Below are 13,927 nucleotides of genomic sequence, written 5' to 3'. Positions count from 1 at the left end.
GGGGTGCGTCCCCTTCCGGCGGCCGACGACCTCAAGGGGCGCCGCGTGATGACCTGTTGGCATGATCCGCAAGCTGACCTCCTTCTCCACCCGGCACCGCTGGCTGACGATCGTCGTCTGGACCATCCTCGGAGCGGCCCTGTCGTTCGTGGGGAACACGATGATGTACGACGTCACCGACTCCCAGGCCGGGGATTTCCTGCCCAAGAAGTACGACTCGGCCGTGGCGCTGCGCATCGCGGAGGACGAGTTCGGCCACCAGCCCGACCCCAACGCCCTGACCGTGCTCGTCGGCAGGGACGACGGCAAGAAGCTGACGCCGTCCGACCAGCGGCGGATCGCCGCCACGGCGGCCGGCCTGGGCCGGGAGCGGATCACCGCGCCGAAGCCCGAACCGCTCATGAAGGACCACTCCCAGACCCCGCGGGTGTCGCCGGGAGCCGTGGCCCCGGACAAGTCGTTCCGGCTCCTGACGGTGTCCCTCTCCGGAAATCCGAGTGACCCGGGCCTGCAGGACGTCTACAAGGACTTCCGGGACGGCGCGAAGGACGCATTCGCCGCCGACGGCCTGCGGGTGGGATTCACCGGCGGCATAGCCTCCACGGTGGACGACACCGAGGCGGAGGAACCCACGGCGAAAGTCGTCGCCAACCTGACGATGGGCCTCATCGTCCTTCTGAACGTGCTGGTGTTCCGCAGCATCGCGGCCGCGTTCGTGCCGCTGATCGCGGTGGCGCTGATCGGCGGTGTGGCGTCGGGAGCGGTGGTCGGCGCAGCGAAGCTCTTCGGCATCGACCTCGACCAGTCCACTCCCTCGCTGATCGGTGTCGTACTCCTGGGCATCGGCATCGACTACTTCCTCTTCCTGATGTTCCGGTTCAGGGAACACCTGCGGAACCATCCCGAGCAGAACGCCCGTACCGCCGCCGCCGAGACGACAGGGCGTGTGGGCAGCGCGATCACGTCCGCGGCCCTGACGATCGTGGCGGCGTTCGCGACGCTCGGCCTGGCGAGCTTCGGGCAGTTCCGGGTCCTCGGCCCGGCCATCGCGATCTCCGTGCTGGTGATGCTCCTCGCCAGCCTCACGCTCATGCCCGCCCTCCTCGCCCTGCTCGGCCGCGGCATGTTCTGGCCCGCCCGCGCCTGGAAGAAGGAGCGCACCGGCGGCATCAGCGCACGCCTGGGGCTCGCGGTGAGCGCGCGGCCGGTGCGGTACGCACTGGGCAGCCTGGTGCTGCTCGGCGCCCTCGGCGCCGGAGCGGTCGGCATGAAGATGAGCTACGACCAGCAGGGCCTGCACGAGACCGCGGCGGTCAGGACGGCGGAGCAGATCTCCCGGAGCCTGCCCGCGGGTGTCTCCGATCCGCACAGCGTCTACGTACAGAGCACCGACGGCGGTGACATCGAGGAAGGCGCGCTCGACGGCATGACCCGGGCCCTCGCCAAGGCGGAGGGCGTCGGCGAGGTGGGCAAGCCGGTGCTCAGCAAGGACCGCACGGCGGCGCGGGTCGACCTGTTCCTGAGCGTCAAGTCCGATACGCAGAAGGCGCGCGACCTGGTCTCCGGGCCCCTCAGGGACACGGCCGCGCGGACCGCCCCGCAGGGCACCAAGGCGTACGTCACGGGAACGGCCGCCGTCTTCGCGGACATCTCGACGGCCGTGGAGAAGGACCTGCGGCTGGTCTTCCCGGTGGCCGCCCTGCTGATCGCGGTGATCCTCTTCCTGCTCCTTCGTTCCCTGCTCGCGCCGGTCGTGCTGATGATCGCCGTGGGGCTCGGCTTCGTGGCCACCCTGGGCGCGAGCACGCTGCTCTTCCAGCACGGACTCGACCGGCCCGGGGTCTCGTTCACGCTGCCCCTGGTGCTCTTCCTGTTCGTCGTGGCCCTCGGCACCGACTACAACATCCTGATCACCGACCGGATCAGGGAGGAGATGGAGAAGCCGGTCCCGGCGCGGCACGCGGTGGCCGAGGCGGTCCGGCACACCGCGCCCGCCGTCGCCACGGCTGGCATCGTGCTCGCCGGTTCCTTCGCGAGTCTCGCCGCGAGCCCGGCCACCCAGGAGATCGGCTTCGCCACCGGCCTGGGGATTCTCCTGTCCTCGCTCGTGCTCTCCCTCGTCCTGGTGCCCGCGCTCGCCGCGCTCCTGGGCCGCGGGCTGTGGTGGCCGCGCAGGGCGGGCCGATCCCAGGGCCACCACCAGGCACCGGAGGGGCCGATGCCCGCTCCGGAGCCGTACCGGCCGTACGCGTCAGCTCCGGAGTATTCGGCTCCGCAGTACGCAGCCCCGAAGTACTCGACTTCGCAGTACTCCGAACGCCGGTAGGCGCGCCGCCGCCGCGGAGTCGGTGGCCGTCGCCGTCAGACGGCCACCGACTCCTCCATCTCCTCCTCCTGCTCCTGCTGCTCCCGCTGTCCGTGCCCGGCCCCGCGGCCGGGCACGGGCGTGTCCACCGCCGGCCGCGCACGCCGCTCCCAGAGCGCCGCGATGCCGGTGATCACCAGGCCGAGCAGCAGCCACGCGGCCAGCGTCCACACGTGCCCGCCGAGTGCGTGCCCGCCGAAGTAGAGGTGGCTGCGGATGCCCTCGACGAATCCGGCACCGTTCCAGAAGGCGTGCAGGGAGCCGAAGAAGCCGTTCTGCAGTTCCGGCCTGAACAGGCCGCCGGACGACGTGAAGTTGAGCATCACGAAGAGCACCATCATCGCCAGCGTCGTCCAGCGCTTCAGGAACGTGTGCAGCCCGAGGCCGATGAAGAGGATGCCGGCGGAGTACAGCCACGCCATGGCCCACACGCCCCACAGGCCGTGGTGCGCCAGGTGGAAGACGGGACCGGCGAGTGCGGCGCCGATCAGGCTCACGGCGAAGGAGACGCCGACGACGAGCCCGGCACGGGCGCGCATCCGCATTCCGGCACCGGCGGCCCCCAGCGCCGCCACCGACGCGTACGAGCCGATGCTCACCGCGACCAGGAGGAAGAACAGGCCCTGCCCCGTGGGGTCGTCGTCCACCGTCGGCGCCACGTCGGAGACCTTCAGCGGTACGCCCCGCTCCGCCGCGACGGGCGTGAAGATCTTCTCGACCGCCATGGCGCTCATGTCGGAGCCCGCGGTGGCGACGATCACCTCGGGCTTCTTGGCGTCGGGGACGTAGGCCCCTGATATGTCCATCGACTTGAGCGCGTCGACCGCCTGCGCGCGGGAGGCCACGGTCCGTACGTCGAGGGCGTCGCCTGCCTTGTCCTTGACGGTCTGCGCGAGGGCCTGCGTCTGCTCGCCCGATCCGACGACGGCGATCGGCAGGTCGTGCGGCTCCGGCGTGACGAACGCGCCCATGTAGGCGAGGCCCATGCCGAGGCACATGAGCAGGGGCGTGACCAGGTGCAGCAGGACGTGGCGGAGTGGTCCGGAGGCGGGTGCCGGGCCGGCTGATGCCTTGTGGGCGGGCGCCGAGGTGGCGGTCATCGGAAGACCTCTCGCGATAGTTGGCTTATACACTCAATCTCGGTGTTGTACTGTACAACCATTCGCGGAGAGGGAGAAATCGTGGCCGACAGGGACGGGTCCATCGAGATCATTCAGCGGGAGATGACGGCGTTCGCCCGCCGCGCCCGCGCCACCGCCGCGCGAATGCACCCCGAGCTGTCGCTCGTCTCGTACACACTCCTGAGTCACCTGGAGTACCAGGGCGGATGCCGGGCCACGGACCTCGCGGCGCACTACACGCTGGACAAGTCGACGATCAGCAGGCAGGTGGGCGCGCTGGAGAAGGCCGGTCTCGTGGAGCGGCGGCTCGACCCGACCGATCACCGGGTGCATGTGCTGCACCTCACGGACCGGGGCATCGAGGTGCTCGCGCAGGTCACCGACGCGCGCCGGGTCGCGTTCCACGAGCGGCTCACCGAGTGGAGCGAGCCGGACCTGGAGAAGTTCGCCGAGTGCTTGCTGCGCTACAACGACGCCGCGTCGCGGGACGGCGGCCCGGAGGTCGAGTAGGGCGCGGGAGCCGTGGAGAAAGGATGGCCCATGAGGTTGCACGAGACGTCTCGTCTCGCTTAGGGTCTGCGCATGACCTCACGCCAGCGTGCCCACATCGCCATGTTCTCGATCGCCGCGCACGGGCACGTCAACCCGAGCCTCGAAGTGATCCGCGAGCTCGTCGCCCGCGGCCACCGCGTCACGTACGCGATCCCGCACCTCTTCGCCGAGAAGGTCGCCGAGACAGGCGCCGAGCCCGTCCTCTTCGAGACGACGCTGCCGGGCCCCGACGACGACCCCGAGGCCTGGGGGACCGAACTGATCGACAACATCGAGCCGTTCCTGACCGAGGCGATCGAGACGCTGCCGCAGCTCGCGGCCGCGTACGAAGGTGACGAACCGGACCTCGTCCTGCACGACATCACCTCCTACCCCGCACGCGTCCTCGCGCGCCGGTGGGGCGTCCCCGAGATCTCGCTCTCGCCGAACCTGGTCGCCTGGGAGGGGTACGAGGAGGAGGTCGCCGAGCCGATGTACGCGGAGCTGAAGGAGACCGAGCGCGGCAAGGCCTACTACGCGCGCTTCCACGCCTGGCTGGAGGAGAACGGGATCACCCAGCACTGCGATCCCTTCGTCGGGCGCCCGCCGCGCTCGCTCGTCCTGATCCCCAAGGCGTTGCAGCCGAACGCCGACCGCGTCGACGAGACGATTCACACATTCGTCGGCGCCTGCCAGGGCGACCGCTCGGCGCAGGGTGACTGGCAGCGTCCCGCCGGCGCGGAGAAGGTGTTGCTCGTCTCACTCGGCTCGTCCTTCACCAAGCAGCCCGACTTCTATCGCGCGTGCATCGAGGCGTTCGGGGACCTGCCCGGCTGGCATGTGGTGCTCCAGGTCGGCAAGCACGTCGAGGAGGGCGAGCTGGGCAAGATCCCCGCGAACGTGGAGGTCCACCCGTGGGTGCCGCAGCTCGCGGTCCTCGAGCAGGCCGACGCCTTCATCACGCACGCCGGCGCGGGCGGCAGCCAGGAGGGCCTCGCCACCGGGACGCCGATGGTCGCGGTGCCGCAGGCCGTCGACCAGTTCGGCAACGCGGACATGCTGCAGGGCCTCGGGGTGGCCCGGCACGTACCGATGGAGGAGGCCGACGCGCGGACGCTGCGGGAGGCCGTGCTCGGCCTGGTCGGTGACCCGGAGGTGGCGCGCCGCCTCGCCGCGGTGCGGGCCTCGATGGCGGGGGAGGGCGGCACGAAGATGGCGGCGGACCTGATCGAGGAGGAGCTCGCGAAGGCGGCCGGGGTGTGACACTCCGTGAGGCATTCGCGTTGCGTCACGGGTGTTTCTGTTACATACCTGTCGCTCGATAACGCTCAGGTAACGCAGGGTGGTTCTGGCATGGGTATTGACTCGTCCTGAAAGGTTGACCGTTACCCCCGGCCAAAGGTTGCACAGTCAGGTTCTTGTTCCTTGAACCAATACCTTTCTAGCGTGAGGTGAACGTTCCGCGAACGCCAGGAAGTTGACCCCACATGCGACGAGACATACCGCCCCTCGACGAGGTGCGCCGCATCACCCAGAAGAAGCGCGACGCGTGGTGGACCGTGATTCTGGTCGATCCGGTCGCCACGCCGCTCGTGCGGTGGACGGCGATGCGGACCAGAATCACGCCCAACCAGATCACCTGGGGCGCGTTCCTGCTGGGTCTTGTCTCGGCCGCGTTCTTCGCCATGGGTGACTGGCAGTGGCTCGTCGTCGGTGCGATCGTCTATCACTTCAGCTTCATCCTCGACTGCATGGACGGCAAGGTCGCCCGCCTCACCGGCACCGGCTCGGTGTTCGGCGCGTGGCTCGACTTCGTCTTCGACCGCATCCGCGTCATGGCGTGCGCGGTGGCCCTGATGGGCGGCCAGTTCCACCGCACCGGGGACGCCTTCTACATCTGGGCCGCGGTCGCCGTGGTCGCCCTCGACACCCTGCGCTACATCAACGGCCTCGAGATCTTCAAGATCCGGCACACCATGCGCAAGCAGATCAAGATCCGCATGCGGGCCGCCCGCCGGGCCGAGAACGAGGCCGAGCTGGCGTTCATGGAGGACCTGCTCCGGGACAACCCCGAGGCGGACATCGAGCAGGACATGCAGAAGGCGCAGTCCGAGCAGGGCATTCAGCAGGCTCCCGAGGCTCCGGTGCCCGCGCCCAAGCGGCAGGTCATCGACCTGCACCAGGAGTTCCGCGGCAAGTTCCCCGCGTATCTGCGGGCGCGTTCCTTCCTGCTGCGGCACCGCATCCGCACGCACCTGGTGAGCGGCATCGAGTTCCAGATGGGCGTCTTCATGATCGGCCCGCTGTTCGACGTGGTGCTGCCGGCCACGATCGTCTCCGGCGCCCTGCTCCTCGTCTTCGAGCTGGCGATCATCTACAAGCTGCTGCTCTCGACGCGGGACTTCACGCGCACGATCGACTCCTTCGAGGAGCGCAAGGTCCTGGCCGCGGCCTAGAAATCACCGGCTTCGCCGAGTTCGTCCTCAAACGCCGGACGGGCTGAAACCATCCGGCCGGGCTGGATGCTTCCAGCCCGGCCGGCGTTTTCAGGCGTACGTCACGCCCGCACCCGCTCCCCTCGCGGAGCGACCGGCGCCTCCCCCGCGGGGGACTCGTCGTGCGTCAGGTCCGGCATCCGGCGCAGCCACCGCGGCAGGTACCAGTTCCGCTCCCCGAGCAGGGCCATCACCGCCGGGAGCAGCACCCCGCGGATGACCGTCGCGTCGATCAGGACCGCCGCCGCGAGGCCGACGCCCATCTGCTTCATGGACTGCATGGACAGCGTCCCGAAGATCGCGAAGACCGCGACCATGATCACGGCCGCGCTCGTCACGACACCCGCCGTGGTCACCACCCCGTGGCTGATCGCGTCCTTCGTCGTACGCCCCTGAAGCCGTGCCTCCCGGATCCGGGAGACGACGAACACGTGGTAGTCCATCGAGAGGCCGAACAGGATCACGAACAGGAACAGCGGCAGCCACGCGACGATCGCCCCCACGCCCTCCGCGCCCACGAGGGACGCGCCCCAGCCGTGCTGGAAGACCATCACCAGGATTCCGTAGGCCGCCCCCACCGACAGCAGGTTGAGGACGATCGACGTGACCGCGATCGTCAGCGAGCGGAACGACAGCAGCATCAGCACGAAGGCGAAGACCACCACGAACGCGAAGACCGGCGGGACCGACGAGGAGAGCTGGTCGTTGAAGTCCTTCGAGCCCGCCACCTGCCCGGTCACCGGCGCCTCGACCCCGTCGACCTCGCCGAGCGTCGCGGGCCGCACCTCGTTCCGCAGCAGGTCGAGGCTCTTCTCCGCCTTCGTCTGGTCCGAGCCGCCGACCAGCGGCACGGTCAGGAACGCCACGTTCTGCCGCTCGTGCACCTTCACCTCGACCGGCCCGCCGGACGCCCCCGAACTCACCGCCTGCTTCCGGAAGTCGGCGATCGCCGCCCGTACCGGAGCAGCGTCGATGTCATCGGCCTTCACCACGACCTCGGCCGGTTCCGAACCGCCCGGGAACGCCTCGTTCACCCGCTCGTACGTCGCCACGATCGGCAGCGAGTCGCCGAACTCCTGGTCGAGGGTGAGCTGCTGCGTCTTCATGCCGAGCGCGGGCAGCGCGACAGCGGCGAGGACGCCCGCCGAGATCACCACCGAGACCACCGGACGCCTCAGGACCCGGCCGACGACCGCGCGCCACAGTGTGCTCTCGCTCGGCACACCGCCCGCCCGCTCCCGGCGCCGCAGGAACGGCACCCGGCCCTTCTCCACCCGCTCGCCCAGGAGCGAGAGCAGCGCCGGCAGGACCGTCACCGAGCCCACCATGGCGACCGCGACCACCATCAGCGAGGCGACACCCATCGCCTCGAACTCGCCGATGCCGGTGAACAGCATGCCCGCCATCGCCACGCACACCGTGATGCCCGAGACGACCACGGCCCGGCCGCTGGTGGCCGCCGCGATGTTCAGCGCGGTCTGGGCGTCATGGCCCTTGGCGCGTTCCTCGCGTTCGCGCCGCAGATAGAACAGGCAGTAGTCGACGCCGACGGCGAGGCCCACCAGGAGCATCACCGAGTTCGCCGTCTCGCTCATCGGCTGGACCTGGCTCACCAGGGCCATCAGGCCCATCGTCGCCATGATCGCGGTGACGGCGAGCGCCACCGGGAGCAGCGCGGCGACCAGGGCGCCGAACGCGATGAGCAGGATGCCGAAGGCGACGGGCACCGCCGAGTACTCGGCCTGCTGGAAGTCCTCGCCGAAGGCGTCGTCGAACGTCTTCTGCATGCTCGCGCCGCCGATCTCCTCGATCCGCAGCCCGTCGCGCTCATGCGCGTCCGCCACCTTGCCGACCGCGTCAAGGACCGGCCCGACGCGGTCGCCCGCCGTCTCGTCGTCGCCGCGCATGTCGAAGCGCACGAGCGCGCTCCGGCCGTCCTTGGAGACCGAGCCGCTCTTGTACGGCGAGGTCACCGCCGTCACCTCGCCGGTGGCGTCGACCGCCTTCATGACGTCGTCGACGGCCTCGCGGAAGCGCGGGTCGGTCGCCTCGAGGGCGTTGCCGCCGCTGTCCCTGGTCTGGATCAGGACGCTCTCGCCGACCGGTTCCCTGATGCCCGCGTCGTCCACGATCTGTGTCGCCTGGTTGATCTCGCCCTTGAGATCGTTCTGGTCGACGTCGGTCCGGCCCACGGCGGAGCCTAGCGCCATGGACACGACGACGAAGAGCACCCAGATGCCCACGGCCGCCCATCGGTGCCTGGCGCTCCATCCGCCGGCCCGTGCGGCTATCCCCCGTACACGCGTGTTCTGATTCGCCATGGCTCGAAGCTAGGGCGGGGGGCGGGGAGTGCTCGTCCTGCCGGCCGACGAACCGGGTTGGCGCGATCTCCTCCCTCGGGACCGGGAGGTCTCCTCGTCAAGAAGGACTCCGGCCGTCACAAGCCCCTTACATCTATGACGACTTGAGGGATCCGGCCACGTGGTGTCCGATCTGCCGACGGGGGCCCGTTTTGTTATTACAGAACCTTGTTGAACAAGTCACAGGTGTATGTAGGTATTGATCTGCGCGCGTCAATCAGACATGGTTTCGTCCCAACGCCCGGAGATCTTCCGGATCTCGGGGGCCGTTGCAGCGAAGTTTTGAAACCCCCCACATCCCCCCACATCACCACGAGGAGCCCCCTCTTCATGGCAACTCACAAGCGTGTCCGCTCCGTGAAGCTCGTCGCGGCGATAGCCACGGCCGCCACCGCGGTCGGCGTCACCGTCTTCGCCACCTCGTTCGCCGGTGCGTCCACCCCCGCCGAGGGCAAGGTCTACGGAGCCAACGCCAAGGGCGCCGTCTCCGGCAGCTACATCGTCATGCTCGACGAGAAGGCCGACAAGGGCGCCAAGACGGACCTGGCCGAGGAGTACGGCGGCGAGCTCAAGCGGAACTACTCGTCCGCGATCAACGGCTTCTCCGCGAAGAGCCTGACCGAGACCGAGGCCAAGCGCCTGGCCGCCGACCCGGCCGTCGGCAAGGTCGTCCAGTCGAAGAAGTTCTCCATCAACGCCACCCAGGACAACCCGCCGTCATGGGGCCTGGACCGCGTCGACCAGGCGGACACCGCGGGCGACAAGAAGTACACGTACCCCGACGCGGCCGGTGAGGGCGCCACGGCGTACGTCATCGACACCGGCGTCCGCGTCAGCCACAAGGACTTCGGCGGCCGCGCCACGTCCGGCTTCGACGCCGTCGACAACGACGACAACGCGGACGACGGCAACGGCCACGGCACGCACGTCGCCGGCACCATCGCCGGTGACGCGCACGGCGTCGCCAAGAAGGCGAAGATCGTCGCGGTCCGCGTCCTGGACGACCAGGGCTCCGGCACCACCGAGCAGGTCGTCGCGGGCATCGACTGGGTCACCAAGAACCACCAGGGCCCGTCGGTCGCCAACATGAGCCTGGGCGGCGGCGCCGACGAGGCGCTCGACGCGGCGGTCCAGAAGGCGATCGCCTCCGGCGTCACCTTCGCGGTGGCGGCCGGCAACGAGTCGTCGGACGCCGGTCAGGGCTCCCCGTCCCGCGTGAAGGAGGCCATCACGGTCGCCTCCTCCACCAAGGACGACGAGCAGTCGGACTTCTCCAACTTCGGCTCGGTCGTGGACATCTACGCCCCGGGCTCGGACATCACGTCCGCCTGGAACACCGACGACGACGCCACCAACACGATCTCCGGTACGTCGATGGCGACCCCGCACGTCGTGGGCGCCGCCGCCGTCTACGTCGCGGCCCACCCGGACGCCAAGCCGGACGCCGTCGCCAAGGCGCTGACCGACGGCGCGACCGCGGACAAGATCTCGAACCCGAGCGAGGGCACGCCGAACAAGCTGCTCAAGGTCGTCGAGTAACACCCGGTCGGGCAACACCCACAGAACCGACGGCCGTCGCGCCCACCCCCACGGGGTGCGACGGCCGTCTTATGGTGTGCGGATGACGGTCAAGGCATACGCGGCGCTTCTGCGCGGCATCAATGTGGGCGGCAACAAGAAGGTGCCGATGGGGGAGTTGCGTCCGCTCCTCTCCGGTCTCGGGTTCGGGGACGTACGCACCCATCTGCAGAGCGGCAACGCGGTCTTCACCAGCGAGGACACCGACGAGGACGCCCTGGCCGCGCGGGTGGCCGAGGCCATCCAGGGGCACTTCGGCTTCGAGGTGAGCGTCCTGGTGCGTGACGGCGCCTATCTGAAGGCGGTCGCCGACGCCTGCCCCTTCCCCGCCGCCTCACTGGAAGGCAAGCAGCTGCACGTCACGTACTTCTCCGAGCAGATCGACGCGAGCCGGCTCGACTCGATCGACCAGGCGGCGTTCCTGCCCGAGGAGTTCCGGCTCGGCGACCGCGCGCTCTACCTCTACGCACCGGACGGCCTCGGCCGCTCCAAGCTCGGCGAGGTCCTGTTCCGGCCCGCCCTGTTCAAGGGCACCATCGCCACCAGCCGCAACTGGAACACCGTCGCCAGACTGGTGGAGCTGACAGGAGAGCTGGACCGTGGCTGACCGCACGCCCGCCGTCGAGGCGGCCATCGAGGCCGAACTGCGCCTGCTCGCGCCCGAGGTGCGCGCATCGCCCGAGCTGCTCGGGCAGCTGCTGCACCCGGAGTTCACCGAGTTCGGCACCTCCGGCACGCACTGGGACCGCGCCTCGATCATCAAGGCCCTGACCGAGAGCACGAACAGGACGGGGCGCCCGATCATGACCTCCCGGATGCGCGGCACCCAGCTCGCCGACGACCTCGTGCACCTCACCTTCGACACCGACAGCAACGGCCGCCTGGCGCACCGCAGTTCGCTGTGGCGGCGGTGCGAAGGCGAGTGGCTGCTCTGGTTCCACCAGGGAACGCCGTTCACCGCGGAAGGGCCGCCCGGAGCCTGAGGCCGCCGCAGGCCTGATCTTTCCGCCGGGATGTGCGAGGCTCGGCCCCATGCGCTACATCATCATCGGGGCAGGGGCGATCGGCGGCACCGTGGGCGGGCGCCTCGCCGAGAGCGGACACGACGTGGTCCTCGTCGCGCGAGGCGCACACTACGAGGCGGTGCGCGAGGGCGGCCTGCGGGTCAGGACGTCCGAGGGGGAGCTGACACACCGGCTCCCCGTCGTCCAAGACCCCACCGAGCTCGGCGAGTTGCGGGCGGACGACGTGCTGTTCCTCGCCGTGAAGACACAGGACTGCGCGGCCGCGCTCGACACCTGGGGCGCACGCCCGGTGGCGGGCGGCGGGACGGCGGGCGAGCTCCTTCCGCTGGTCTGCGCGCAGAACGGCGTGGAGAGCGAACGCATCGCGCTGCGCCGCTTCCGGCGGGTGTACGGGATGTGCGTCTGGCTGCCCGCGACCCACGTCGAGCCGGGCTCGGTCTCCGCGGCAGGTGCCCCTTACACCGGCATGCTGCACATCGGCCGCTACCCACGGGGCACGGACGACACCGCCCGGCACATCTCCGCCGACCTGGAGAAGTCGAAGCTGCTCGCGCCCGTCGTGGCGGACGTGATGCGCTGGAAGTACGGCAAGCTGCTCGCGAACCTGGCCAACGCCGTCGAGGCGGTCACGGGCGTCCTCTCCGGCGACGAGGCCATCGCGCTCTACCGCAGGGCCCGCGCGGAGGGCGAGGCGGTGCTCGCCGCCGCCGGCATCGAGGCGGTCGGCGAGCAGGAGCAGAAGGAGGCCCGCGGCGACCGCATCCGCTTCGAGCCCTTCGACGGCTCGGAACGCGGCGGCGGTTCGTCCTGGCAGAGCCTGAGCCGGGGCACCGGCACCATCGAGGCGGACTACCTGAACGGCGAGATCGCCCTGCTCGGCCGTCTGCACGGAGTGCCGACGCCAGTGAACGACGCCCTGCGGTCGGTGGCGAACGCGTTCGCGCGCGAGCGGCGCGCGGCGGGGTCGATGCCGGTGGCCGAACTCCTGGAACTGGTGGCTCGCGCGGAGGAGCGGCAGGAGCGGCAGGAGCGGGTCAGCTGAGCACCGAGGTCATCAGGAGCGTGGTGCGGCCGTTGTCCTCGGCCACCGAGCGGCCCTGGGTGAAGCCCAGGCGCTTGAGGACGGTGAGGGAGGCGATGTTCTCCGCGTCCACCGTCGCGTGCACCTCGGTCAGTCCCAGCGTCTGGTGGCCGTACGCGGTGAGCAGTCGGGCGAGCTCCGTGCCCAGGCCCATGCCCCAACTGCCCCGGAAGAGGCCGTAGACGATCTCGTGCCCGTCGAGCCAGCTCTCGGGCGACGGCTTGATCTCCGCGTGGCCGATGTAGCGCCCCTCGTGCCGCACCGCCCACACCGGGAACTGGTTCTCCGCGTATATGAGGCCGAAGATCCGGCGGAACAGCGCGTGGGTCTGCTCCACACTCTGCATCCCGTCCCCGAACCAACGGCCTACGGCCTCCTCCTGAAGGAGCGCGACGAACTGTTCCTCGTCGGCGGCGACATAGGGGGACAGACTCAGGCGCTCGGAGCGGAGTTCGGGGGTCATCGGCGTGACGGTAGGCGTACGAGCGGTACTTCAGCAACCCGATTGACTAACTCGTGGGCCGGGGCAGTCCGATCGGATTGGGGAAGGGGATGACCTCCGTCGCCAGTATCTGCCGCACCGGCCGTTCCAGCGCCGCCAGGAGCGTGTCCGCGTCGCGAGCGGCCAGCGGGCGCAGCAGCCGCGCCGACAGGCGGTCCGTGGCGTCCTCGATCAACTCGCGCTCGGTCCGTCCGTGTTCGGTGATGTGCCCGTCACCGTCCACCAGGCCACGCCCGCGCAGCCGGTCCACCGCCTGCTCCCACTCCTGCTCCTGCCACCCCCGGTCGTGCCGGATGGTGGCGTGGTCCACGCGGCCCGTGGCGGCGGCGAGCACCAGCGCCTCGCAGGCGTCGAGGCCATGGTCGGCGAGCGCGGAGACATGCGCGTCGCCCCTGAACTCCCGTACACAGGTGACAAGTTGCCACAGCCGCTGCACCGGATCGGTCCGCTCGCTCACGTCACGGTTGGCCGCGAACAGCGGACGGGCGAGCGACGGCGCGTCCTCGACCATCGCGGCGAGCGGCGGACAGAGCGCGAGGGCCTGGTCGTCGATGCCGGGGACCAGCGCGCGCAGGGCCCGCGCGGTGTAGGCGGCGCGCTCCTCCACTATCCGGCCGGGCGACACGTACTGCCAGGCGGACGGAAGGGCCCGCTCCACCATGCCCGGGGCGAACACACCGAGCGCGGCCGTCGCAGGACCCGACTCGACCGGGCCCATGGGAGCCGTACGGGCCGCGAAGTAGCCCATCCAGAAGCCCTTGAGGCCCAGCGCCCTGCCCAGGTCCCGGCAGTGCTCCTCGAAGTAGATCACGGCGTGCAGGGGCTCGGTCCGCAGCCAGAGCGTGCGGGATCTGGAGAGGGTCATGAAC

Annotated in this window: 12 protein-coding genes; 8 read left to right on the top strand and 4 right to left on the bottom strand. The window is 69.9% G+C overall.

What is annotated here, in order from left to right:
* The first annotated feature begins 61 nt into the window (after positions 1-61).
* Positions 62-2,326 carry an MMPL family transporter gene (locus AB0M70_RS12520; RefSeq protein ID WP_365819284.1) on the top strand — a complete coding sequence of 755 codons (2,265 nt, stop codon included), beginning with the start codon at positions 62-64 and terminating at the stop codon, positions 2,324-2,326.
* A 35-nt stretch (positions 2,327-2,361) separates the two neighbouring features.
* Here the strand turns inward: AB0M70_RS12520 and AB0M70_RS12515 are convergent, their stop codons facing one another.
* Entirely contained in the window at positions 2,362-3,465 is a 1,104-nt protein-coding gene (locus AB0M70_RS12515; RefSeq protein ID WP_365819282.1) for a hypothetical protein, read from the bottom strand.
* Positions 3,466-3,546: 81 nt separating this feature from the next.
* Between AB0M70_RS12515 and AB0M70_RS12510 the strand changes: the two genes are divergently transcribed.
* The 3 genes from AB0M70_RS12510 (at position 3,547) to AB0M70_RS12500 (ending at position 6,473) form a co-directional block, all read left to right on the top strand.
* Positions 3,547-3,996 (top strand): MarR family transcriptional regulator, encoded by a 450-nt coding sequence (locus AB0M70_RS12510; RefSeq protein WP_365819280.1) that lies wholly within the window; start codon positions 3,547-3,549, stop codon positions 3,994-3,996.
* A gap of 72 nt (positions 3,997-4,068) precedes the next feature.
* Entirely contained in the window at positions 4,069-5,280 is a 1,212-nt protein-coding gene (mgt, locus tag AB0M70_RS12505; RefSeq protein WP_365819278.1) for a macrolide-inactivating glycosyltransferase, read from the top strand.
* Between the two features lie 224 nt (positions 5,281-5,504).
* Positions 5,505-6,473, top strand: coding sequence for a CDP-alcohol phosphatidyltransferase family protein (locus AB0M70_RS12500; RefSeq protein ID WP_365819276.1), 969 nt, complete (start codon positions 5,505-5,507; stop codon positions 6,471-6,473).
* A gap of 101 nt (positions 6,474-6,574) precedes the next feature.
* Here the strand turns inward: AB0M70_RS12500 and AB0M70_RS12495 are convergent, their stop codons facing one another.
* Positions 6,575-8,833 (bottom strand): MMPL family transporter, encoded by a 2,259-nt coding sequence (locus AB0M70_RS12495; protein ID WP_365819274.1) that lies wholly within the window; start codon positions 8,831-8,833, stop codon positions 6,575-6,577.
* A 369-nt stretch (positions 8,834-9,202) separates the two neighbouring features.
* Here AB0M70_RS12495 and AB0M70_RS12490 point away from each other — a divergent pair, with 369 nt between their 5' ends.
* From AB0M70_RS12490 to AB0M70_RS12475, 4 genes are all read left to right on the top strand, one after another.
* The gene (locus AB0M70_RS12490; RefSeq protein WP_365819272.1) at positions 9,203-10,411 is read left to right on the top strand and encodes a S8 family peptidase; all 1,209 of its coding nucleotides are present in this window, start codon (positions 9,203-9,205) and stop codon (positions 10,409-10,411) included.
* A gap of 82 nt (positions 10,412-10,493) precedes the next feature.
* Complete coding sequence (locus AB0M70_RS12485; RefSeq protein ID WP_365819270.1) at positions 10,494-11,057, top strand: DUF1697 domain-containing protein; 564 nt, start codon at positions 10,494-10,496, stop codon at positions 11,055-11,057.
* Entirely contained in the window at positions 11,050-11,433 is a 384-nt protein-coding gene (locus tag AB0M70_RS12480; protein WP_365819268.1) for a DUF4440 domain-containing protein, read from the top strand. Before AB0M70_RS12485 ends, AB0M70_RS12480 begins: the two co-directional genes overlap by 8 nt.
* Positions 11,434-11,482: 49 nt before the next feature.
* Positions 11,483-12,517, top strand: coding sequence for a 2-dehydropantoate 2-reductase N-terminal domain-containing protein (locus AB0M70_RS12475; protein ID WP_365819266.1), 1,035 nt, complete (start codon positions 11,483-11,485; stop codon positions 12,515-12,517).
* Here AB0M70_RS12475 and AB0M70_RS12470 read toward each other — a convergent pair.
* Both AB0M70_RS12470 and AB0M70_RS12465 read right to left on the bottom strand, forming a co-directional pair.
* On the bottom strand, positions 12,510-13,019 hold the full coding sequence (locus AB0M70_RS12470; protein WP_365819265.1) for a GNAT family N-acetyltransferase: 510 nt from the start codon (positions 13,017-13,019) through the stop codon (positions 12,510-12,512). The two genes, AB0M70_RS12475 and AB0M70_RS12470, sit on opposite strands and share 8 nt — an antisense overlap.
* A gap of 46 nt (positions 13,020-13,065) precedes the next feature.
* Entirely contained in the window at positions 13,066-13,923 is an 858-nt protein-coding gene (locus AB0M70_RS12465) for a hypothetical protein (RefSeq protein ID WP_365819263.1), read from the bottom strand.
* Positions 13,924-13,927: the final 4 nt, after the last annotated feature.

This window comes from Streptomyces sp. NPDC051214, assembly GCF_040682375.1.
In the GTDB taxonomy this organism is placed as follows: Bacteria; Actinomycetota; Actinomycetes; order Streptomycetales; family Streptomycetaceae; genus Streptomyces.
Note: the sequence above shows the minus strand (reverse complement) of the source record. Positions and strands in the feature narration are given on the sequence as shown.